The organism is Streptomyces sp. NPDC088157 (assembly GCF_044741545.1).
Classification (GTDB): Bacteria; Actinomycetota; Actinomycetes; order Streptomycetales; family Streptomycetaceae; genus Streptomyces.
In genome coordinates, this window is the sequence record NZ_JBIUSU010000001.1 from 757,478 (window position 1) to 779,055 (window position 21,578).

18 protein-coding genes are annotated in these 21,578 nt (G+C 70.7%); 1 reads left to right on the forward strand and 17 read right to left on the reverse strand.

The annotated features are described in order from the left end of the window. Nucleotides 1–96: 96 nt before the first annotated feature. The 16 genes from ACIPFH_RS03195 to ACIPFH_RS03270 all read right to left on the reverse strand — a co-directional run bounded on the left by ACIPFH_RS03195 (nucleotide 97) and on the right by ACIPFH_RS03270 (nucleotide 17,633). Nucleotides 97–1,281: an esterase-like activity of phytase family protein gene (locus ACIPFH_RS03195; protein WP_401822521.1), complete on the reverse strand. Its 1,185-nt coding sequence runs from the start codon at nucleotides 1,279–1,281 to the stop codon at nucleotides 97–99. After that, complete coding sequence (locus ACIPFH_RS03200; RefSeq protein WP_401822524.1) at nucleotides 1,278–2,234, reverse strand: ABC transporter permease; 957 nt, start codon at nucleotides 2,232–2,234, stop codon at nucleotides 1,278–1,280. Before ACIPFH_RS03200 ends, ACIPFH_RS03195 begins: the two co-directional genes overlap by 4 nt. Next, nucleotides 2,234–3,373, reverse strand: a complete 1,140-nt coding sequence (locus ACIPFH_RS03205; protein ID WP_401822527.1) for an ABC transporter permease — start codon at nucleotides 3,371–3,373, stop codon at nucleotides 2,234–2,236. The genes ACIPFH_RS03200 and ACIPFH_RS03205 overlap by 1 nt, the downstream gene beginning before the upstream one ends. Then, nucleotides 3,370–4,950 (reverse strand): ABC transporter ATP-binding protein, encoded by a 1,581-nt coding sequence (locus ACIPFH_RS03210; protein ID WP_401822529.1) that lies wholly within the window; start codon nucleotides 4,948–4,950, stop codon nucleotides 3,370–3,372. The genes ACIPFH_RS03205 and ACIPFH_RS03210 overlap by 4 nt, the downstream gene beginning before the upstream one ends. A gap of 16 nt (nucleotides 4,951–4,966) precedes the next feature. Next, nucleotides 4,967–6,061, reverse strand: a complete 1,095-nt coding sequence (locus ACIPFH_RS03215) for a BMP family protein (RefSeq protein WP_401822532.1) — start codon at nucleotides 6,059–6,061, stop codon at nucleotides 4,967–4,969. Between the two features lie 147 nt (nucleotides 6,062–6,208). Further along, on the reverse strand, nucleotides 6,209–6,937 hold the full coding sequence (gene deoD, locus ACIPFH_RS03220) for a purine-nucleoside phosphorylase (RefSeq protein WP_401822535.1): 729 nt from the start codon (nucleotides 6,935–6,937) through the stop codon (nucleotides 6,209–6,211). Next, the gene (locus ACIPFH_RS03225) at nucleotides 6,937–7,698 is read right to left on the reverse strand and encodes a glutamine amidotransferase (RefSeq protein ID WP_401822537.1); all 762 of its coding nucleotides are present in this window, start codon (nucleotides 7,696–7,698) and stop codon (nucleotides 6,937–6,939) included. Before ACIPFH_RS03225 ends, deoD begins: the two co-directional genes overlap by 1 nt. A 123-nt stretch (nucleotides 7,699–7,821) precedes the next feature. Further along, a complete protein-coding gene (locus tag ACIPFH_RS03230; protein WP_401822540.1) occupies nucleotides 7,822–8,880 on the reverse strand; it encodes a LacI family DNA-binding transcriptional regulator in 1,059 nt (352 codons plus the stop codon). Beyond that, nucleotides 8,870–10,228, reverse strand: a complete 1,359-nt coding sequence (locus ACIPFH_RS03235; protein ID WP_401822543.1) for an amidohydrolase — start codon at nucleotides 10,226–10,228, stop codon at nucleotides 8,870–8,872. The genes ACIPFH_RS03230 and ACIPFH_RS03235 overlap by 11 nt, the downstream gene beginning before the upstream one ends. 373 nt (nucleotides 10,229–10,601) lie before the next feature. After that, nucleotides 10,602–10,916, reverse strand: a complete 315-nt coding sequence (locus ACIPFH_RS03240; RefSeq protein WP_401822545.1) for a hypothetical protein — start codon at nucleotides 10,914–10,916, stop codon at nucleotides 10,602–10,604. Nucleotides 10,917–10,943: 27 nt separating this feature from the next. After that, nucleotides 10,944–11,111 carry a LuxR C-terminal-related transcriptional regulator gene (locus ACIPFH_RS03245; RefSeq protein ID WP_401822548.1) on the reverse strand — a complete coding sequence of 56 codons (168 nt, stop codon included), beginning with the start codon at nucleotides 11,109–11,111 and terminating at the stop codon, nucleotides 10,944–10,946. Nucleotides 11,112–11,190: 79 nt separating this feature from the next. Further along, nucleotides 11,191–12,858, reverse strand: a complete 1,668-nt coding sequence (locus ACIPFH_RS03250; RefSeq protein WP_401822550.1) for a glycoside hydrolase family 13 protein — start codon at nucleotides 12,856–12,858, stop codon at nucleotides 11,191–11,193. Nucleotides 12,859–12,926: 68 nt separating this feature from the next. After that, a complete protein-coding gene (locus ACIPFH_RS03255; RefSeq protein WP_401822552.1) occupies nucleotides 12,927–13,832 on the reverse strand; it encodes a carbohydrate ABC transporter permease in 906 nt (301 codons plus the stop codon). 109 nt (nucleotides 13,833–13,941) lie between these two features. Further along, complete coding sequence (locus ACIPFH_RS03260) at nucleotides 13,942–15,150, reverse strand: carbohydrate ABC transporter permease (protein ID WP_401822554.1); 1,209 nt, start codon at nucleotides 15,148–15,150, stop codon at nucleotides 13,942–13,944. A gap of 51 nt (nucleotides 15,151–15,201) precedes the next feature. Continuing rightward, nucleotides 15,202–16,449 carry an extracellular solute-binding protein gene (locus ACIPFH_RS03265; RefSeq protein ID WP_401822556.1) on the reverse strand — a complete coding sequence of 416 codons (1,248 nt, stop codon included), beginning with the start codon at nucleotides 16,447–16,449 and terminating at the stop codon, nucleotides 15,202–15,204. Nucleotides 16,450–16,607: 158 nt separating this feature from the next. Continuing rightward, on the reverse strand, nucleotides 16,608–17,633 hold the full coding sequence (locus ACIPFH_RS03270) for a LacI family DNA-binding transcriptional regulator (RefSeq protein WP_401822559.1): 1,026 nt from the start codon (nucleotides 17,631–17,633) through the stop codon (nucleotides 16,608–16,610). 212 nt (nucleotides 17,634–17,845) lie between these two features. On the opposite strand from ACIPFH_RS03270, the gene ACIPFH_RS03275 reads away from it, so the two are divergent. Next, the gene (locus tag ACIPFH_RS03275) at nucleotides 17,846–20,044 is read left to right on the forward strand and encodes a glycogen debranching N-terminal domain-containing protein (RefSeq protein ID WP_401822562.1); all 2,199 of its coding nucleotides are present in this window, start codon (nucleotides 17,846–17,848) and stop codon (nucleotides 20,042–20,044) included. Nucleotides 20,045–20,295: 251 nt separating this feature from the next. Here the strand turns inward: ACIPFH_RS03275 and ACIPFH_RS03280 are convergent, their stop codons facing one another. Beyond that, nucleotides 20,296–21,432, reverse strand: coding sequence for a hypothetical protein (locus ACIPFH_RS03280; protein WP_401822564.1), 1,137 nt, complete (start codon nucleotides 21,430–21,432; stop codon nucleotides 20,296–20,298). Nucleotides 21,433–21,578 lie beyond the last annotated feature (146 nt).

The window sequence follows — 21,578 nt, forward strand, 5'->3', positions numbered from 1 at the left end:
GGTGCCGGATCGGCGACCGCGCACCGGTGAGCACCGCAACCGATGAACATTCAGGGTGAACCTGCCCGCACGATCTCCGCCGTGACGACGGGAACCTCAGATCCCGTGGGTCGCGAAGGCGATGAACTGGGTCACCTGGCGGGCGGCGAAGTTGTCGTCGGAGACCAGGACGACGGTGCGGCGGCCGTCGGGGAGGCGCGGGCCGAGGGTGATGCCCTCGACGTTGTCGACTCGGGGCAGCCCGGGTACGTCGGACAGGTCGGTCACGAGCGTCTTGCGGGCCGGCCGGACGGGCCGCGCGGACGGGTCGGTGAGGGAGTCGCGGCCGAGGACGTCGGTGGCGCCGTGAAGGTCGACCAGGTAGATCCGGGCTTTCCAGTTGTTGTCGGCGTAGATCGAGGCGCGCTCCAGGAGCAGGAAGCGGTCATGGCCGAGGGCCACGATGTCGCTGACGCCGTTGGTGTCCGTGCTGCCCGCCGGGGGCGCGGCGAACAGTGGTTCCAGGGGGTAGGCGTACTGGGCCAGCGGCTGTCCGGTGCGTGCGTCGTGGACGGTGATGCGGGTGAGCGCGCCGTGCTCGGGGGTGGGGTCGTCGCCGTCCTGGTAGAGGGGGTCCTCCATGGCTGTGACGATCCGCCGTCCGTCCGGGGTGAAGGTGACTCCTTCGAGGGTCTGGTTCTTGCGGGGGCCGAACTCCTGGGAATTCATGTGCAGTTGCGGTGGCAGCGGGAGCTGTCCGGTGTAGGCGCCGGTCGTGGTGGCGCGGCGGATCCAGGGGTCGCCGAGGAGGGCCGGGCCGTCGGACGGGACGATGCGTTCGCCCTCGCTCGTCCAGGCCAGGCTGCCGTCGTGCGGGTCGACGGCGAGGCCCTCCGGGTCGGGTGCGACGGTGGAGGTGGTGGTCGAGGTGGGCGGGAAGGCGGTGCCGTCCGGGCGAAGCCAGGGGTGGGTGCCGGTGAGTTCGACGCCCTTGAGGGTGCCGTCGGCGAAGTCGACGTGAGCGGTGTAGAGGCGGGCGGGGCCGGTCTGCGACCGGTCGTCGCTGATCACGTAGTACGTGCCGGTCCTCGCGTCGTAGCTGATGGCGGACAACCCGCCGACGGTGGTGCCCTGGAAGGGCATCGCGTTCGGCAGTTCCCGCTCGCCGAGGAAGTCCAACCGTATGCCGCTGCCCTGGGCGGCGGCCGGGGTGCCGACGAGGGCGGGGAGTGCGGCGAGGACGACGGTGGCGATGATGCGGGCGCGGACGGCGCGGACGGCGCGGACGGCGCGGATGCTCATGGGGTCTCCAAGGTGGGCAGGCCGGGAGGTGATGCCGGAGCGGTACGTGACGCGCGACGGCGGCGCCAGGCGAAGAACGCGAGTGCCAGCAGGGTGAAGCCGTACGGGATCGCGGAGACCAGCTGGGACGGGACGGCGAGGTTGCCGAGCTGGACGGCGAGGGCCTCGGCGGTGCCGAAGCCGAGGGCGGCGAGGAAGACGCCCCAGGGGCGCAGGGCGCCGAGGAAGACGGCGGCCAGGGCGATATAGCCGCGCCCTGCGGTCATGCCGGTGACGAAGAAGGACACGGCGCCCATGCTCAGGAACACTCCGGCCGCCCCGGCCAGTGCGCCGCTGAGTGCGAGGGCGCGGAACTGGACCCGGTGGACGTGGATGCCGACCGAGCGTGCTGCCTCGGGATGCTCGCCGACGGCGCGCAGATGGAAGCCGAACCGGGCCCGGTACAGCAGCCAGGCGACCACGGGGGCGGCGGCGAGGGCGGCCCAGGTCAGCACGTTCTGCCCGCTGAGCACCGCGCCGAGACCGGGAACGTCCTCGACCAGGGGCAGCCGGACCGAGGGCAGCGCCCCGCTGTGCAGCCGGCTGGTCCCGCCCTTGTCACCGAGGAGCGCGTACACGGTGTACGCGGTCGCGCCCGCCGCCAGGAGGTTGAGGCCGATGCCCGCGATGATGGCATCCGCGCCGAGGTACAGGTGCAGCACGCCGAGCAGCAGGGCGAGGAGTGCGCCGACGGCGATCCCGCAGACGGCTCCCGCCCACACCGAGCCGCTGTACCCGGCGACCAGCGCACCCGTGCAGGCGGCGGACAGCATCGAGCCCTCCAGGGCGATGTTGGGCACTCCGGCCCGCTCGGCCAGCAGTCCGCCGAGGGCGGCGAGGACGTACGGCGTGGACACCCCGAGGATCGCCGCGAGGAATCCGGTGCTGAGCACGACGTCGAGGACGGGGCCCATCAGCGGGCCTCCCTTCGGGCGAGGTACCGCTTGACGAGTTCGGGCAGCGCCCGGGCGGTCACGAGCAGCACGATGACCGCCTGGATGATGGTCACGGCCTCGGATCCGACGTCGGTCTGCTGCTCCATCACATCGCCCCCGACGCGCAGATACGAGTAGAGGAGCGCGGCGGCGACCACGCCGACCGGGTTGTTGCGGCCCAGCAGGGCGACGACGATGCCCTCGAAGGCCAGGCCGCCGGCCATGTCGGGCTGGAGCCCGCCGTAGATTCCGAGGGCGAGGTGCGCCCCGGCCAGTCCGGCCAGCGCGCCGCCGATGACGAAGCTCCACTCGATGGTGCGCGGTACGTCGATGCCGCCGTACCGGGCGAAGTCCGGGTTGGAGCCGGTGATCCGGATGCGGTAGCCGAGCGGTGTCCTGGCGAGCAGGAACCAGACGGCCGCGGCCACCGCGAGCATGCCGAAGAGACCGATGTTCGCGTGGTCCAGGGGGACGCCGAAGAAGTCCGAGAGCAGCGGCAGCGCCGAGTCGGGCCGCACCGGGGCGGACTGCACGGCGCTGCTGTCGGGCGCCTTGATGTGGTCGGTGAGGAGGTAGTCGAAGACCCGCACGACGACGGCGTTCAACATCAGGGTGGCCACGATCTCGTTGGCGCCGAGGCGGGCCTTCATCACCCCCGGGACCGCGCCCAGCGCGCCCCCCGCGAGCGCGGCGACGCCGAGCGGCACCAGGACGGCGGCGACGGGCGGCAGGTGAAGGTTGATCGCCACCAGGGCGCTCGCCAGGGCGCCGGCGTACACCTGGCCCTCCGCACCGAGGCTGATCTGCCGGGCCCGGAAGGGGATCGAGACGGACAGGCCGAGCAGCGCCAGGGTGGTGGCGTCGGCGAGCCAGCGGCCGATCCGGGGGGTGCGCTCCAGCGGGCCGGTGAGCAGGGCGTTCAGCGCGCCGGTGGCGTCCTTGCCGGTGGCCAGGACCACCAGGAAGGCGATGAGGACCGCGACGGCGACGGTCAGCACCGTCATCGTCAGCTCGACGACCGCCGTACGGCGTCGGGTGGCCAGGAACTCCCGGCGTCCCCGCGTCTCGGGCCGCCCCTGCGCTTCCGCTTCCGGTTCCGGTTTCACGGTCGAGGTCATCGGACACCTGCCGTGATCCGCTCGTCCGGATGCCGCTCCACACCGAGCATGTACAGGCCGGTGGCCTCCTCGGTGAGCCCGGCCGGGTCGTCGAAGCGGGCGACGAGACGACCGTCCTTGATCACCAGCAACCGGTCGGAGAGCGCGAGCAGTTCACCGAGGTCGGCGGAGACCAGCAGCACCGCCGCGCCCGCGTCACGGGCCTCGACGAGCCGCTCGTACATGAACTGCATGGCACCGATGTCGACGCCCCGGGTCAGCTGGGCGGCGAGCAGGAGACGGGGCCGGGCGGACAGTTCGCGGGCGACGACGACCTTTTGCAGATTGCCGCCGGACAGCGCCCCGGCCGTCGCGTCGGGATGCGGGGCGCGGATCTCGTAGCGGCCGATCAGGTCCTCGGCCAGCTCGCGTATGCGGTGGGTGCGCAGGAAGCCGTGGCGGGCGACGGGGGGCCGGTCGTGCCGGTCGACGATCAGGTTGTCGGCGATGGAGCGGTCCAGGGCCGCCCCGTTGGACAGCCGGTCCTCGGGTACGTGGGCGATGCCGGCCCGGCGGTGGCCCGCCGCGTCGAGGTGGGTGACCTCGGCGTCGTCCACGGTGACCGATCCGGCGGTGGGGCGGCGCAGTCCGGCGAGCAGTTCGACGAGTTCGGTCTGGCCGTTGCCCTCGACGCCCGCGAGGCCGACGATCTCACCGGCCGCGATGTCGAGGGACACGCCGTGCACCGACGGGCCGAAGAGTTCCCGCACCCGCAGCACTCCCGCTCCGGGCCGCGCCGGAGGCTTGCTCACGTCGAGGGACATGTCCCGGCCGACCATCATGGACGCGAGCTGCGCGGGCGTCGCCTCCTCGGTGCCGACGGTCGCGATCATCGACCCGGCGCGCATGACGGTGACGCGGTCGCTGATCTCCCGTACCTCCTTGAGCTTGTGCGAGATGAACAGCACGGTCATGCCCGAGTCGCGCAGCCTGCGGACCGCGGTGAACAGGTCGGTGGTCTCCTGGGGGGTGAGCACGGCGGTGGGCTCGTCGAGGATCAGGATGCGGGCGCCGCGGTGCAGGGCCTTGAGGATCTCGGCGCGCTGGCGCATCCCCACGGACACCGCGTCGACCCTGGCCTCCGGGTCGACGGCGAGCCCCGCCTCCTCGGCCAGTGCGGCGGTGCGTTCGGCGGCGGCCACGCGGTCGACGCGGCCCGGCCGGCCCGGCTCGACGCCGAGGACGACGTTCTCGGCGATGGTGAACGACGGCACCAGCATGAGGTTCTGGTGGACCATTCCCACACCGAGGGCGATGGCGTCCTGCGGCCTGGAGAACCTGACCCGCCTGCCATGAACGCTGAGATGCCCGGCCGACGGCTGTTCGAGTCCGTACAGCAGCTTCATCAGGGTGGACTTGCCGGCGCCGTTCTGCCCGACGATCGCCCTGATCTCGCCGGCGGGCACCGACAGGTCGACGTCGTTCACGGCGCGGGTGCCGTTGGGGTAGGTCTTGCCCAGCCCTGTGGCCGCCAGGGCGGGCGGGGCCTGTTCCGCGGCCTTGTGCACGGTCGCGTCGGTTTCCTCGATGGGTTCCACCAGTGTTCCTCGGAGGTCAGAAGGCCGAAGGGACCTTGACAGCACCGGACTTGACCTTCGCGGCCTGCGCCTCGAGTTCGGCGCGTACGGCGGCGGGGACGAGCTTGTCGAAGTTCGCGTTGTCCACGTAACCCACGCCGTCCTCGGCGAGGCCCACGGCGGCGGGCTTCCCGTAGGCGAGCGTGCCGGCCTTGTTCGCCTTCGCCGCCAGGTACAGGGCGTTGCCGGCGTTCTTGAGGACAGAGGTGACGACGGTCTCCCGCTGGTCGGCGTCGGTGAGCGTCTTGTACTGGTCGGAGTCGACGCCGAAGGCGTACCGCTTGGCGGCGACGGCCGACTCGAACACCCCGAGCCCGGAGGATCCGGCGACGGGCCACACCAGTTCGGCTCCCTGCCCGTACATCGCCGAGGCGATCTGCTTGCCCTTCGCCGGGTCGCCGAACGGATTGTCGCCGCCGACGTACTGCACGAGGACACCGGAGGACGGATTTCCGCCCGCCGCCTTGAAGCCTGCCTCGAAGCCGACGACGAAGTCCTCGATGACCGGTATTTTCACTCCGCCGATCACGCCCACCTTTCCGTTTCCGGTGCTGCCGGGAAGGGACTTGGCGGCGACGAGTTTGTCGGCGAGGAATCCGGCGAGATAAGCGGCCTCGTTCTGCTTGAAGGTGACCGAGTAGACGTTCGCGCACTTGTTGGAGCAGCCGCTCCTGCCCGTGTAGTCGACGGAGCCGTCGAAGAGCCAGAACTTCTTGTCCGGGTATTCCGGGGCCAGTTCGGAGACGAAGCCGACGGTGTCGACGGTGCCCGCGGCGAGCACGTCGTAGTCGTCGCCCGCGGCGGCGTCCTCGAAGCCGGAGGACCACTTGGTGCGGTCGCTGCCCAGCTCGACGACCTTCAGGCTGTAACCGAGGTCCTTCTCCGTCTTCTTCAGGCCTGCGTACGCCGAGTCGAAGAAGGAACGGTCGCCGAGGTTTCCGTTGATGACGAACTTGATTCTCAGCTTTCCGGATCTACCTGACTGGGCGGAGTCGGAGTCTGTCGAGGCGCCGCATGCGGCGAGGGTGAGGGAGAGCGCCGCGACGCCCCCCAGAATTCTGATCTTGTTCATCGCCTGGATTCTCTTTCTCTGCGGGGTTCTCTGCGGGGTTCTCTGCGTGGTTCTCTACGGGGTTCTTTGCGGGGGTCGTTCTTGGTCAATGGCCGAAAGCTATGCAATGCAAAACGTTTTGGCTATGGGTCTTTGTGTTCTCTCGCGTTAGGAGACTGTTTCCGGGAGCAGTGCGGTGGCCGCGATGGTGACGGCCCTGTCGAAGTCCGTCTCCCGCTCGGCCGGGGTGAGCGCCTCCGCGTGGCGCACGTGGTCGCTGACGGTCAGGACGGCGAGCGCGTGGCCGCCCTCGGCGGCGGCGGTCGCGTACAGGCCCGCGGCCTCCATCTCGACGGCCAGGGTCCCGTGCGTTTCCAGCCGCTCGAACAGCGCCGGACGCTCCAGGTAGAAGTGGTCGGTGGTGAACACCGGCCCGACGTGTGCGCGCGGTCCGGCTCCGCCCTCGGCCTCGGCGGCCTGTGCGGCTGCCGCGGCCAGGTCGAAGGAAGCGGCGTGACTGAGGTGCACTCCGTCGATACGACGGCTGCCCATGGCCGAGTCGGTGTGGGCGGCGGTGGCCACGACGACGTCCCGCAGCTCCACCGAGGCGGGGATGCCACCCGCGGTGCCCACCCGCACGATGCGGCGCACGCCGTAGAAGCGGAAGAGCTCGGTCGCGTAGATCGTGACGGACGGCATTCCCATACCGGAGGCCAGCACGGACAGGGGCGCCCCTCGGTACGTTCCGGTGTATCCCTCGATGCCGCGCACGTCGGTGACCAGCCGGGCGTCCTGAAGGATCGTTTCTGCGATACGGCGTGCTCGGCGCGGGTCGCCGGGCATCAGCACGTCCGGCGCGAAGTCGCCGGGGGCGGCCGAGATGTGGGCGGTGACCATCAGGCCTCCTCCTGCGTCGGGGTGCCGGCCAGCCAGCGGACCAGCCGGTCCCACAGCTCGGGGTAGCCCTCCCAGTCCAGAAAGGCGGGCGGGGCCCAGTGCGGCGCCAGGTCGGACGTGAAGGCCGCCGACCTGCCCGCGCCGTAGCCGCCCACGGCCAGCAGCGGATGGCCCGCGCACTCGACGAGCAGGTCCGCGCCGTCCCGTACCGCCACCTCGTTGAGGCCGAGCAGATCCGGCCAGGTCGCGTCCAGCCCGTCGACCACCGGGTGCCGGGCGAGGACCCGTGGTGCGGCCCCGGCGGGCAGCTCCACCCGGTCGTCCCGGTCGTGCAGAGCGACCGGCAGCGCGGCGGCCAGCGGAGTGCGGCCCCAGCGGGCCTTGGCGTCGATGCCGGTGAAGGTGAGGTAGCCGCCCACCATCAGCAACCCGCCGCCGCGCTCGACGTACCCCCGAAGCAGTTCCGTGCGGTCCGGCGTGGGGACCGAGTGGGCGAAGGTCTGCGGGGTGAGCTGGAAGCTGTTGGCCCCGACGTCGCTGATCACGACGACGTCGTACGGCTCCAGGCCCTCGGCGGTGGCGGGCACTCCGCTCGCTATCTCGTGCGCCGGGACGTACGTCACCGTGTGACCGCGGTCGCGCAGTGCGTCGAGGAAGACCTGGGCGCCCTCGACGTACTCGGAGGTGAAGAAGGAGTCGAACCCCTTCTGGTGGACGGAGTGGGTGAACCAGGACTCACCCACGACGAGGACATGGGGCATCGCTGCACGACCCTTCATATGAGGTGTGAGGTGTGAGGTGTGAGGTGTGAGGTGTGAGGTGTGAGGTGTGAGGTGTGCGGTGTGAAGTGGAGGGGTGGTGGGTGGTGGGGCGGCGGTGCCCCGTCAGCGGGCCGGGCGCACGGGCGCCGTACTGGCGCGGACCTTCAGCCGGACCGGCAGGATGTGCCGGGAGGCGGGGGGCACCTCGTCCCGGTGGACGTAGCTCAGGAGTTGGGCGCCGGCCGTACGGCCGACGTCGTAGGCGGGTTGGTTGACGGTCGTGAGACGGGGGTGGACCCGGGAGGCGAGCATGATGTCGTCGAAGCCCGCCACCGAGACGTCGTCGGGGACACGCAGGCCCGCGTCCTCCAGGGCGGCGACCGCGCCGAGCGCCATCAGGTCGTTGGCGGCGAACACCGCGGTGAAGCGACGTGGGCCGCCACCGTCCAGGGCCGCGGCGACCAGGTCGTAGCCGGACCGTTCGACGAACGCGCCCTCGACCTCCGTGACGCCCGCGTCGCCGAACGCCTCCCGGAAACCGGAGATCCGCTCCAGGCTGCTGACCAGGTCCACCGGCCCGCTGATCGCCAGCACCCGGCGGTGGCCCAGCTCCCGCAGGTGCTGCCCGATCAGCCGGCCGCCCGCCCGGTGGTCTGCGGTGACCAGAATGGTCTGCTCCAGCAGCCCGGGGACGACCTCGTCGGCCAGGGCGATGGGAAACCGTCCCAGCAGCGACGCCAGCCGGCCCCGGGAGGGCGGCGAGCCGGAGGCGTACACCATGCCGTCGATGAACCGGCCGCGAAGCATCTCCAGATAGCGGTCCTCGCGGTCGGGATCGAACTCGGTGTTGCACAGGATGACCCCGTAGCCCAGGTCATGGGCGGCGTCGTCGACGCCCTTGGCGAGTTCGGCGAAGAACTGGTTGGTGATGTCGGGCACCAGCAGCCCTATGACGTTGGTCGAACCGGCCTGGAGGTTGCGGGCCGTGGAGGCCGGGACGTAGCCCAGCCGGCTGACGACCGAGCGGACCCGCTCGGCGGTCTCCTCCGCGACCGGCCGGTTGCCGCTCAGCACGTGCGACACCGTGGTCGGACTGACCCGGGCGGCGGCCGCCACGTCCTTGATCGACGCGGGCCGTCGTCCCCGGCGGCGGCCCGCGTCCTCGTCCCGCTCACGGGTCATAGTGCTGCACCGCCCTGCCGTGCGAGGTGTCAAGCAGCGCGGGCACGCGCGCCTCGATCTCGGCCAGCAGCCCCGGCAGGTCCACCGTCAGCAGCCGGCCGTCGCGCACCACGACCCGCCCGTCCACCACGACCGTGCGCACATCGCTCGCCCGCGCGCTGTAGACCAGGGCCGCCACCGGGTCGTGCACCGGCCGGCAGTGCGCTCCGCCCAGGTCGACCAGCACGATGTCCCCGGCCCGGCCCGGCTCCAGCGCGCCGATCCGGTCCCCGAGGCCGAGCGCCCTGGCCCCGCCGCGCGTGGCCAGCCGGACCGTGTCGGAGACCGTCATCCAGGTGGCGTCCCGCTCCGCCTGCTTCTGGGTCAGCGCGACCAGCCGCATCGCCTCCCACACGTCCAGCGTGTTGTGCCCGGCCGCGCCGTCCGTCCCGGCCCCGACGGCGACACCGGCGTCCAACAGGCTCCGTACCGGAGTGAGCGGATGCAGGGCGTGCTTCAGATACACCTTCGGGCAGCAGGCCACGCCCGTACGGTCCCGGTGCGCCGCCAGCAGCGGAAGGTCGTCCGGGACGATGCCGCACCCGTGCGCGATCAGCGCCCCGGCGTCCAGCACTCCGGTCCGCTCCAACACCCCGATGGGGGTGATGCCGCGCCGCGCCAGGCTCGACTCGGTCTGCTCCAGGTGCTCGGCGGCGTGAATGTGGACGCGCAGGCCCGTCTCCCGGGCCAGCTCCGCGACCCGGACCAGGTCCGCGTCCTCGACGGTGTAGGGCGCGTGCGGGCCCAATGACGCCGTGACCCGTCCGTCGCCCGTGCCATGCAGGGCGGCGGCGGTCTCGGCGCTCTCCTCCAGGGCCGCGCGGCCCCGGCTGCTGAAGCAGGTCGGCGCGATGTCGGCCCGGATACCGGTACGCACGACGGCCTCGGCGATCCGCTCGGCGTGGAAGTAGTGGTCGGCGAACGTGGTCACCCCGCTGAGCAGCATCTCCGCACAGGCCAGCTCCGCGCCGAGGCCGATGTCGGCGGGGGTGAGGTTGACCTCCATGGGCCACACCCGCTCGTTGAACCAGGCCTCGACGCTCACGTCCTCGGCGGCGCCGCGCATCAGCGTCATCGGGCCATGGGTGTGGGCGTTCACCAGCCCGGGTACGGCGACCAGTCCCGTACCGTCCACGGTCTCCGCCCCGGCTGCCTCCGGCCCGGCTGCCTCCGGCCCGGAACCCGCCGGGCCCAGCCAGGCGATCACTCCGTCCTCGACCAGGATGTCCTGGTCCGTCTCCACTCGGCAGGGGCCCTGCTCGGGCGTCACGAGCACCGAGCAGGACGTCACGATCAGTCGGCGCGTCATGAGGATCCTTCCGTCCGAACCGGACGCTAAGGACCCAAAACGTTTTGCACAACCCCTGGTCCTGCCGAGTCGCGGACAGCCCATGGACCTCGATCACGGCGCCCTCGCCCAGCGCAGCGTTGCGGCAAAGGACGAGATCTCCGTCGACATCGCAGGCGTGTCGGCATCAGCCGGGCGTCCATCGAGCCGCTCAGCCGGGCGTTCATCGAGCCGCTGCGGACCTCCGGCAGCGGGGTGCTGATCAATGTCGCGAGCATGGCCGCGTACTTTCCCGCCCCGAACACGGCCGTCCACACGGCAGCCGAAACGTTCGTGCCGAGCTTCACCGAAGCCCTGTGCAGGAGTCCATCGGCACCGGGCTGCGCGGGGGTCGTCAGTCGCCACCGCCGCTGTCGCAGCTGTCGGCGCCACAGCCACCGCCACCCTCCTCGGCGGCCCAGGGGCTCTCCGCCTCACCGAGTGACCCGGGCCCCGAGACGTTCTCGTTCGAACGGCCGGTCAGGTACCAGACCAGACAGGCGACGAACGCGAAGACCGAAAGCCCGACTGTCCACAGCAGTGACACCGTGGGGCGCCGATCCATAGGGCCTTCCATGACTATGGCCGTGAACCAGGCGGCCAGGAACCCGCTCTCCGGTGCGAACACCACCAACACCAGGAAAACACGCTCCCCGACGGGCAGACGCATCGCCAGCCCCCTCTCGTCCGTGCCACGTTAGCGGGCTCGGGCACGGCCGACTACCAGGTGGAGGCGCTCGGCCATCTCCTGGTTCGTCCAGCCGGTGGCCATGGTGGTGAGGACCTCGCGTTCACGCACGGTGAGGTCGTCGAGCCGGGGTTCCTGCGGATGGACCAGGGCCCGTCCGGTCAGCGGGGATGACACCGGACAGGCCCTGGCGTATTGGGGCGCGACTGGGCGCGAGGGGGAGGGCGGCTGGGGCGATCCCGTCGCCGTCCGACAGTCAGTCCAGACGCAGCAGGACCGTGGTGTCCGGCGGCAGCATCCCGTCCTTGCTCAGTGGTCCTGAGGTGAGGAGGGGGCTGCCGGCGTCGGGGAGTGGGATCGGCCGGTCGGAGAGGTTGACCGCGCACAGCAGGCCGTTGCCGCGTTCGAAGAGGAGCGTGCCGGGCGGGCTGTCCAGCCAGCGGAACTCCTCGCCCCGCAGGTCGGGGTCGGTGCGGCGCAGGCGCAGGGCGGAGCGGTAGAGCTGGAGCATGGAGGTGCGGTCGGCCTGGTTGGCTTCGGCGGTGTAGGACTGCCAGTCGTCGGGCTGGGGGAGCCAGGGTGTGGCGGACACGAACGTGCCGAAGCCGAAGGGCGGGGTGTCACCGGTCCAGGGGAGGGGGACGCGGCAGCCGTCGCGGCCTCGGACCGTGTGTCCGGAGCGTTCCCAGGTGGGGTCCTGGAGGGCCGATTCGGGGAGGTCTTCGACCTCGTACAGGCCGAGTTCCTCGCCCTGGTAGATGTACGCGCCTCCGGGCAGCGCCAGCATCAGCAGGGCCGCCGCGCGGGCTCGGCGGGTGCCGAGGATGAGGTCGGTGGGATGGCCCTGGTCGCGCAGCGGGGTCGTTACGCCGGTGCGGGTGCGGCCGTAGCGGGTGACGTGGCGGGCTTCGTCGTGGTTGGAGAGGACCCAGGTGGCCGGGGCGCCGACCGTCGCCAGGTCGGTGATCGTGCGGTCGATCACCTCCCTGAGCTTGTCCGCCTCGAAGGCGCACTTGAGGAAGTCGAAGTTGAAGGCGGTGTGGAGTTCGTCGGGGCGGAGGTAGTCGGGCATGCGGCCTGGGCGGACGTGGGCCTCGGCGACGAAGACGCGGGGGTCGGGGTAGCTGTCGGCGATGGCGCGCCAGCTGCGGAAGATGTCGTGGACGCCGTCGCGGTCCCAGTGCGGGTGGTTGTCCTGGCCCACGCCGGCGATGACGGAGAACTCTGTCAGGCCGAGGTCCGGGAAGGCCGGGTCCTTGACCATGCCGTGGGCGACGTCGATGCGGAAGCCGTCGACGCCCAGGTCGAACCAGAAGCGCAGGATCGACTCGAACTCGGCCCGGACCTCGCCGTTGTCCCAGTTGAGGTCGGGCTGTTCGGGGGCGAAGAGGTGGAGGTACCACTGGCCGTCCGGCGTGCGGGTCCAGGTCGGGCCGCCGAAGGCCGCGCGCCAGTCGTTGGGCGGTTCGCTGCCGTCCTCCCCTCCCCCCTCGCGGAAGACGAACCGGTCTCGTTGCGGGGAGCCGGGCGCCGCCGCCAGCGCCTCCTGGAACCAGGCGTGTTGGTCGGAGGTGTGGTTCGGGACGATGTCCAGGATCACCCGAAGGCCCAGCTCGTGGGCTTCGGCGATCAGCTTCCGGGCCTGGTCGAGGGTGCCGTACGTGGGGTGGATGTCGCGGAAGTCGGAGACGTCGTAGCCGCCGTCGGCCAGCGGGGACGGGTACCAGGGATTGATCCAGATCGCGTCGACACCGAGGTGGGCCAGGTACCGCAGGCGGGAGCGGAGGCCGGCGATGTCGCCGGTTCCGTCGCCGTCGCCGTCGGCGAAGCTGCGTATGTACACCTGGTAGATGACCGCGGAGCGCCACCAGAGGTCGTTCGCGGCGTCGTTCGTGACGTCGTTCGTGGGGGTCGGGTTGCTCATGAGGGTCGGTCCTGTCGAAGTGCGCGAACGCGGGTGCTGACTGCTGATCACTCGGGTTTCGCGCCCGGCTACCCCTTGGTCGCGCCTGCCGTGCCGCCCCGGACGAAGTGCCGCTGGAAGGCGAAGAAGACCAGTGCCACGGGGATGGTCATGAGCAGGGTCGCCGCGAGCTTGATCGGGTACTGGTTGCCGAGGCCGAGCTGGCCGGAGACGAGTGAGGCGACCCCGGATGTGAGGGTGTTCAGTTCCGGGCTCTGCCGGGACACGATGAAGTGCGGCAGTTCGTTCCACGATCCCTGGAACGACAGGATGGTCAGGGTGATGAGGGCCGGCCGGGCCATGGGCAGCACGATGGACCAGAAGATCCGGAAGGTGCTCGCGCCGTCGATCCTGGCCGCTTCCTCGACGCTGACGGGGATCGACTCGAAGAACTGCTTCATGATGAACACCCCCGCGGCGTCGGCGAGGAGCGGGACGATCATGCCCGAGTAGGAGTCGTACATCCCCAGTTGGTTGAGGACGAGGAACTTCGGGATGAGCAGGACGACGCCGGGCACGGCCATGACCGCGATGACGGCGGCGAACAGTGCGCCCCGGCCGCGGAAGCGCAGCCTGGCCAGTGCGTATCCGGCCAGGGAGTCGAAGAACACCCGGCCTGCGGTGACGAAGAGCGAGACGACGACGGAGTTGGCGAACCAGCGCGGATAGTCCGCTTCGGCGAGCCGGCTGAAGGCCGCTGTCGTGAAGTGGGTCGGCCATAGCGACAGGGGGTGGCTGGTCGCGTCCGCGTCGGTCTTGAAGCTCGTCGCGAGCTGGATGAGGAAGGGGTAGATGTACAGGAGCGCGATGGCGACGAGGGCGGTGTAGCCGAGCACGCGGGCGAGGGCGCTGCCACGGCGGGTGCGGGTGGGCGAGCCTGTGCGACGGAGTGCGTCCGTGCCGTCCGCGTCGGCGTGCTGGGGCTGTGTGCTCATCGCGTGCCTCCGTGGACGCTGGCTGTGGTCGCCGGGACGGCTGCGGTGGCGGGCGCGGTCGCGTCGAAGGCGGGTGGTGCGGGGTGGGCCGTTGCGGCGGTGCGGGTCATCAGGCCGCCCCCGTCGTCGGGCCGGACCCGGAGCGGGCCGCTTTCGTCGCGCGCCGTGTGGCGGCCTTGGCGCGGGCCTCGTCCTTGTCGCGCAGGACGAACCGCTGGAGGAGCGTCATCGCGACGATGATCGCGAAGAGGATGAAGGCGATGGCGCTGCCCTGTCCCCACTCGTTGTTGATGAACGAGGACTGGTACGACAGGAACGCGGGGGTCATCGTCGTCTTGCCCGGTCCGCCCCTGGTCATGACGTAGATCTGGTCGAAGACCTGCCAGGTGCCGATGAGTCCCAGGGTCAGGACGAGGAAGAGGGTCGGCTTGAGCATGGGCAGCGTGACGTGGCGGAACCGCTGCCAGCGCCCGGTGCCGTCGATCTCGGCGGCCTCCTCGACCTCGAGGGGGATGTCCTGCAGCGCGGCGAGGAACATGAGCATGAACGTGCCCGCCGTGGTCCACACGACCAGGGTGATGATCGCGCACATGGCCACGCTGGGGCCGGAGATCCAGTCCCACAGGGACAGGCCGCCGACGGTGGTGTCGGCGAGTGCGGACGGTGGCGCGTCGTTGTTCACACCGAAGGCGCCCAGGGCGAGATGGACTACGCCGCGTGGATCGGCGAACCAGGCCGGCCCGTCGACTCCGATCTTCGCCAGCAGGGCGTTGACGACGCCGCTGGAGGAGAAGATGAACAGGAAGACGACCGAGATCGCGACCGAGCTCGTCACCGACGGGAAGTAGTACGCGGTGCGGAAGAATCCCTTGCCCTTGAGGCGTCTGCCGTTGACCAGGAGCGCCAGGCCGAGGGCGAGCGCGGTCTGCAGGGGGACGACGAAGAGGACGTAGTAGCCGTTGTTGCGCAGGCTCATCATGAAGTCGCTCTGCGTCAGACCGGGCTCGGTGAGAAGCGGCGCGTAGTTCTGCCCGCCGACGAAGTGCACGCCCGAGGACAGCGGGCTGCCCTGGCCGTTCCAGTCGGACAGGCTCACCCAGAGCGCCATGAGGATCGGCACGACCAGGAAGAGTCCGAGCACGACGAGGACGGGTGAGACGAAAAGCCAGCCGGCGAGGCCTTCCCGGCCCCGGATACCGCCCCGGGGAGCTCGGCCGGGGCGGCCTCGGCCTTCGCGGGCCTTGGCAGCGGCTGCCGTCCGGGCCGGTGCCGGGCCGTTGCCCGGGCCCTGTCCGGGCCCGGGATTCGGTTCACTCATCGCAGGTTCACTCTCGCTTTGTTCGCGTCCGGGGGTCCGGGTGATCCCGGGTTACTGGCCTACGACCGCCTGCGCGTTCTTCTGAAGCCGCGCGAGGATCTGCTTCGGGTCGCCGTCGGGCAGGGACTGAAGGCCGGTGTCGAAGTCGGCGAGCACCTGGTCGATCTTGGCGACGTTCACCGGGGCCTGGGCGTACGCGGCGCCGTTGATGAACGCCTTGTCCTGCGGGAACTGGACGACGTACTCGGCCTGGGCGGACTGCCGCGACGGCATCACGCCGATCGCCTTGGCGAAGGTCAGCTCGGCGTCCTTCGCGGTCATCGCCTTGACGAAGTCGATGGCCGCGGCCTTGTGCTTGCTCTTGGCCGCGATGCCCCAGCACTGGGTGAAGGCGAGCGTGCCGTTGCCGGCGGGACCGGCCGGCAACGGGACCGTCTTGTACTTGACGCCCGGGTAGTCGCTCTTCATGGCGCCGGCGATCCAGTTGCCCTCGATCGTCATGGCGGCCTTCTGCTTACCGAAGGCCTCGCCCGACCAGCCGGAGTCGAGCTGCTTGGGGTACTTGGTCGAGCCGTCGGCGAGCAGCGACCGGACGAACTTCAGGGCCTTGAGGTTCTCGGGAGAGTCCGCGGTGACCTTGGTGGCGTCCTTGTTCGTCACCCATCCGCCTGCCTGGACCATGAAGGCGCCGATCCGGTCACGTGTGTCGCCGAGTGCCAGACCGACCTGCTTGCCCGTGGTCAGCTTCCTCGCGACGGACGCCAACTGCTGCCAGGTGGTGGGGATGTCGGCGTCGGTCAGGCCGGCCTTGGCCCACGCCGTGGTGTTGATCTGCAGGCCGAGAGTGGAGAAGTCCTTGGGGACGCAGTAGAGCTTGCTGTCGTAGGTGAAGGCCTGCCGCAGAGCGGGGTAGAAGTCGTCCTTCCCTTCGAAGCTGTCGCCGTACGGTTCGAGACTGCCCGCGCTCGCGTACGTCGCGAAGCGGCCGGCGTCGACGTAGAAGACGTCCGGCGGGTTGTTCGAGGCGAAGCCCTGACCGAGCTGCTGGTCGATGTTCTGCGCCTGCGTGACGGTCGCCTTGTTGCCGGACTTCGTCCCCCACGCGTTGGCCGCGTCCGTGACGGCGTTCTTCTCGGCGTCGCCGCTGGCGGCGATGAGGACCTTGATCGAGGCGGGGCCGGACGACGCCTGGCTGTCCGCCTTGTCCGTGTCGTCGAACCCACTGCCACCGCAGGCCGACAGGCTGAGCGACAGCAGCGCGATGCCACCAACAGCCCAGCGTGTACGCGGATTTCTCATGATAAATCTCCTTGCGCAGGCCGGCCTGACGCGCCGGTGGTAGAGGGGACCGCATCCCGTCGCCGCACTGGGGCTGTGCGCGGGATCGCGGGTGTTGGCCGTGTGGGCTACGGAGCCACTCGGCAGAGGGGAGGAAGGTTCGGGTGCGGCGGAGCGGCTCAGCCGCTGGCGCGGACGACGAGCCGGGGCGGCAGCAGGATCGGGGTGGGCGGGATGGCCGGCGGTTCGGGAGTCGCCAGCAGTTCCTGGAGCATCCGCAGGCAGGCGGCGGCGGCCTCGTCGTAGGGCTGCGCCACGCTGCTCAGACCGACGACCCCCGCGGTCGGGGAGTCGTCGAAGCCGACCACTGCCACGTCAACCCCGGGGCGCAGTCCACGCGCGGTGATCTCGGTCCAGGCCCCGAGGGCCAGCGAGTCGCTCGCGCAGACGATCGCGGTCGGCGGAGTGGGCAGGTCGAGCATCGCCGCGGCGGCTTCACGGCCGGTGTCGAGCCCGTCGGGGACGCCCGCGTCGTAGCCGGCAGGGGTGTCGATCCCGGACACGGCGAGGAGCGCGGACCAGCCGCTGCGCCGGTCGTCACCTACCTCTAAACCGTCCGGCCAGCCGAGGAAGGCGATCCGCCGGTGGCCGGTCTCGATGAGATGCCGGGTCGCGGCAAGGGTTCCCTGCGCGCCGTCGACGTCGACCCAGCCGTGCCGCTCAGGGGCATGTGGTTCAGCCCCCCAGGGCCGGCCGAACGTCACGAACGGCACCCGGCGCTCGGTGAGCCACGCCGTCCGGCGGTCGCCGGCGTGAGTGGCGTGCAGGACGAAGGCGTCGAGATCGTGATCGTCGAGGAGCTGTTCGTACAGGGAGCACTCATGGTCGTCGTCGGTCGCCGTGAACACCACGATCCGGTAGCCGGCCTCCTGGGTACGGGCGGTCAGCGACTGGAGGAAGTGGGCGAGGACGGCGCCGTTGACGCCGTCGCGCGGCGGCTCGATGCGTGCGCCGATCAGACGAGAACGCCGGGTCCGCAGCGTTCGTGAAGCCTGGTTCGGGCGGTAGTTAAGTTCCTTGATGGCGGCCTGCACGCGGGCGAGGGTCGCCGGACGCACCCGATGCGGAGCGTTGATGACGTTGGACACGGTCTGTGTCGACACGGAGGCATGCCGCGCCACGCTCTCGAGTGTTACTCGCGCCATCGCGAAGCCACCTCCACAAAGTTCACTGCGCCGCAGCGTATCCGCCGTTCCGGCACTGCGGTGCGTCGCCGTCCCGGTTGGATTTGAACGTTAAATTTAGCGTTCCAATCGGTTACTGTGGCGATCGGCGCCCGGACTGTCAAGAGTCGGCGCAGTCACGAATCGCCCTCACAAACAGCCCACGAGACACGAGGGCACCGGACGGAGCTTCCATGACTTCACCCGAGCGGCAGCCGCTCCTGCACGACCTCTCGGTCACCCTCGCCGCCCCGACGGTCGTCCTGTCCCGGCCGGACGGCAACCTCGACGCAGCCGCTCCCGGCGCCGCCGTGCACGGGCTCTTCCACGCCGACGTACGCGCGGTGAGCCTGCTGCGCGTGACGCTGCGACCCGACCGCGCACCGTCCGGCGGGCACGCGGGGAAGGCGCCTCCCGCTGCCGGCGGTGACGGCGAAGGCGATGGCGCAGGCACCGGCGTGAGCGCGATGGCGGCAGAGGGCTGGCTGCCCGTCGTCGCGGTCATGAACGCGACGGACGGACTCGGTCGCAGCCGTTTCGTGGGCCTCGCCCAGGCGCTCGGCGACGCCGTTCCCGACCCGACCGTCCGGGTCGACCGACGGCGCACCGTCACTCCCGGCCTGCTCACCGAACAGCTGACCGTCCGCTCCGCCGCGACGTCGCCCGTGCATCTCGCCGTCCGGGTCGAAATCGCCGGGGACCTCGTGACGCTGGATCACACCAAGGCCGGCCTGGCGCCCCGGTCTCCAGCCAAGCCGACGAGCGAACTGCTCTCGAGCGACGGCGTGTTGCGCTGGGGCGACAAGGCCGTCGAGGTCGCCGTCAGCGCCCCCGGCGCGACGGCCGACGCCGAGCGGTCCACGCTGACCTGGACTCTCACGGTCGAGCCCGGCGAGAGCGCCGACCTTCACCTGGCCGTCGAGATCTCAGAACCCGACGCGGTCGTCACGGCCGCCGACCCCCGGCCCACCTGGCAGCGACCGGACGTCACCGCCGACGACCGCCGACTGCCCTCGCTCGTCGCGCAGAGCCTGGACGACCTCCACTCGCTGCGCATGGCCATGGCCGCATCGCCCGGTGACACCTTCCTCGCCGCGGGCGTCCCCTGGTTCTTCACGCTCTTCGGCCGGGACAGCCTGTGGGCCGCACGGATGCTCCTGCCGCTGGGCACCGACCTCGCACTGGGTACCCTGCGCACCCTGGCCGCCCAGCAGGGCACCCGCACCGATCCGGCGGCGGAGGAAGAGCCGGGCAAGATCCTCCACGAGGTGCGGCGCGGGGTCTTCGACGACGGCATGGGCCTTCGCCTGCCACCGGTCTACTACGGCACGGTCGACGCGACACCCCTGTGGGTCTGCCTCCTCCACGACGCCTGGCGCTGGGGCCTGCCCGCCGACGACGTCGAACCGCTGCTGCCCGCGCTCCAGGCGGCTCTCGGCTGGATCGACGCCGCCGCCCGGGCCGGGGACGGGTTCCTCTCCTACCTCGACCACACCGGCACCGGACTGGCCAACCAGGGCTGGAAGGACTCCGCGGACGCCGCCCGGTTCGCCGACGGCCGGCTCGCCGAAGCTCCCCTCGCTCTCGCCGAAGTACAGGGCTACGCCTACGAGGCGGCCCTCGCCGGGGCGGCACTCCTCGACGCCTTCGGGCTGCCGGACGGCGAACGCTGGCGGACCTTCGCGGCCGACCTCGCCGACCGGTTCCGCGCCCGGTTCTGGGTATCCGACCGGCACGGCCCCTACCCGGCCATGGCACTCGACGGGTCGGGCCGTCCCGTCGACTCCGTCACGAGCAACATGGGCCACCTCCTGGCCACCGGAATCCTCAACGCCGAGGAGATCGCCGCCGTCGCCGAACGGCTCGCCGCCCCCGACATGTCCGGCGGCTACGGGCTGCGCACCATGTCGTGCGAGTCCGGCGGCTTCGGCCCACTGCGCTACCACTGCGGCGCCGTCTGGCCGCACGACACCGCCATCGCCGTCATCGGCCTCGCCCGCACGGGACACCCCGAGGCCGCCGCCCGGCTCATCGAGGGCATCCTCGACGCGGCACCGGCCTTCGACTACCGACTGCCGGAACTGTGGGGCGGCGACGCCCGCGCGGACACCCCCGCACCAGTCCCCTACCCGGCCTCCTGCCGGCCACAAGCCTGGTCGGCGGCATCAGCCATCGCCCTCATGACCGCACTGACCGGACTGGAGCCCGACGTACCCGCGGGCCGCCTCTACCTCCGGCCGACAGGCCCACTCCCCGTCGGCGCACTCACCGTCCGAGGGCTCACCGTCGAGGGAGAACGACTCGATGTGACCATCGGCTCCGACGGCCGGATCGAATCGGTTTCGGCACCTGCGGGACTGATCGTCGAAGAACGCGCGGCCTCACGGGCCTGAGACGGACTCCCCGACCGTCCCCACTCGATTGACGGCGGTTCAGAGCCAACGGGTACGTCGACGGCCTGCCCTCGTGGGCGGAGTTCGGTCTCCTGGGCGGGCGGTGCGCATCGGCGAGGTCGACCTCGATGTGCTGTGCCCCAGGGACCGGGGAGAGCATCGAGCCGGCGCCCGGCGCCCGGCGTCGAAGTACGCCTGCAAAAGGGGGAGCGGACCGGGTGGGAGGTCCGCTCCACCTGCGCAGGGTCTGTTCAGTCGGCGCCCGCGGCGTGTGCGGAGACCAGCGCCTCCACCCGGCTGCGGTACGCCTCGACCAGGTTGCCGCCGTTCGGACCGGGAACCCCATCCGTGCCGGCCCCGATCGACTGCAGGGCCGCGTCGGCCCGGGCCTGAAGGTCCGCCAACTCGTCCGCGGTGTGCGGGTACAGCAGGTTGAGCCCGCGCTTGTCGCCGTCGGACAGGTTCTGCCCCTCGCCGGTCGGCGCGCAACTGCTCGGGGCGGACTTGTAGAAGAAGGCCGGGAACCGGTACAGCATCACGGATCGTGGGTCGAAAGGCCCGGCGACGACATCCGGGTCCTCCACGGTGCGAAGGTTGTGATCCACCTTCGCGCGCGGCCATCGGTTCGGCTCACCCGCGAGGTATGTGTAAATGCCGGGACGCCGACCCTGAGAGTCCGCCACGAAGGTGCCGTTCGCATCCTGTGTGGGAAAATACCCGGCCTCGTCATCCCAACGGAATTCGACCTCGCAGGTGCCGCGCATGTTCTGGTGGGAGTGGTGGAATCCCAGTGCGTGCAGGAACTCATGACGCACCGTGCCCTCCCACTGGGCTGGCCTGTTCACCGCGTAGCGCCCGAGGTTCAGGCTGCGCTGGCCGGGATTGCCTCCGACCGGGCCGCCTCCCACACCGATGGTGCGATCCGTGCTGTCGGTGCCGACCAGGGAGAAGTAGCCTTGCATGTCGAAGCTGACCCGGACCTCGGCGGCGTAGTCGGTATCGGCCGTGGTCCACCGCCGGAATGTTCCGGTCGCCTCGTCGTGGCCGAAGTCGAGTTTCAGGTTGCAGGCGTCGGTGATCTGCGCCGTAGCTCCCGCGATGTCCGCGTGCAGTTGTTCGTCCCCGTCGAGAAACGCGACCCGCACGGTCGAACCGGGTGTCCACCGCGCGATATCGGTGACAAGGAATTCCAGACCACCGCCGGACGATGCACGCCTCCAACGATCCCGCACTTCGATCGCCGCGACGACGTCATCCGGGAGGGATTCGAGTTCCATGGCGCATTCCTTTCGCATCACATTCGAAACAGTTCCCCCGACCGCTCTGGCGATGAATGGGCTGCTCGGCTTGACGCGCGAGCGTGCCGACATTGGAAGCTCGCGATCCATTATGGTCCGGATAAAGGCACTGTGCGACTTCATCGCGCGGCGTCGGAGAAGTCCGCCGTCGGTGACGAGGATGTCGACGTGGGACGCGCCCGCCCCACCGGACTCGGCAGCCGGGCAACCGCTTTGTCAACGGCCGTCAGGACACG

Coding starts and splice junctions, on each gene's coding strand:
- ACIPFH_RS03195 (WP_401822521.1), bottom strand. CDS start 1,281: ATGAGCATCCGCGCCGTCCGCGCCGTCCGCGCCGTCCGCGCCCGCATC.
- ACIPFH_RS03200 (WP_401822524.1), bottom strand. CDS start 2,234: ATGGGCCCCGTCCTCGACGTCGTGCTCAGCACCGGATTCCTCGCGGCG.
- ACIPFH_RS03205 (WP_401822527.1), bottom strand. CDS start 3,373: ATGACCTCGACCGTGAAACCGGAACCGGAAGCGGAAGCGCAGGGGCGG.
- ACIPFH_RS03215 (WP_401822532.1), bottom strand. CDS start 6,061: ATGAACAAGATCAGAATTCTGGGGGGCGTCGCGGCGCTCTCCCTCACC.
- deoD (WP_401822535.1), bottom strand. CDS start 6,937: ATGGTCACCGCCCACATCTCGGCCGCCCCCGGCGACTTCGCGCCGGAC.
- ACIPFH_RS03225 (WP_401822537.1), bottom strand. CDS start 7,698: ATGCCCCATGTCCTCGTCGTGGGTGAGTCCTGGTTCACCCACTCCGTC.
- ACIPFH_RS03230 (WP_401822540.1), bottom strand. CDS start 8,880: ATGACCCGTGAGCGGGACGAGGACGCGGGCCGCCGCCGGGGACGACGG.
- ACIPFH_RS03235 (WP_401822543.1), bottom strand. CDS start 10,228: ATGACGCGCCGACTGATCGTGACGTCCTGCTCGGTGCTCGTGACGCCC.
- ACIPFH_RS03240 (WP_401822545.1), bottom strand. CDS start 10,916: ATGCGTCTGCCCGTCGGGGAGCGTGTTTTCCTGGTGTTGGTGGTGTTC.
- ACIPFH_RS03250 (WP_401822550.1), bottom strand. CDS start 12,858: ATGAGCAACCCGACCCCCACGAACGACGTCACGAACGACGCCGCGAAC.
- ACIPFH_RS03255 (WP_401822552.1), bottom strand. CDS start 13,832: ATGAGCACACAGCCCCAGCACGCCGACGCGGACGGCACGGACGCACTC.
- ACIPFH_RS03260 (WP_401822554.1), bottom strand. CDS start 15,150: ATGAGTGAACCGAATCCCGGGCCCGGACAGGGCCCGGGCAACGGCCCG.
- ACIPFH_RS03265 (WP_401822556.1), bottom strand. CDS start 16,449: ATGAGAAATCCGCGTACACGCTGGGCTGTTGGTGGCATCGCGCTGCTG.
- ACIPFH_RS03270 (WP_401822559.1), bottom strand. CDS start 17,633: ATGGCGCGAGTAACACTCGAGAGCGTGGCGCGGCATGCCTCCGTGTCG.
- ACIPFH_RS03275 (WP_401822562.1), top strand. CDS start 17,846: ATGACTTCACCCGAGCGGCAGCCGCTCCTGCACGACCTCTCGGTCACC.
- ACIPFH_RS03280 (WP_401822564.1), bottom strand. CDS start 21,432: ATGGATCGCGAGCTTCCAATGTCGGCACGCTCGCGCGTCAAGCCGAGC.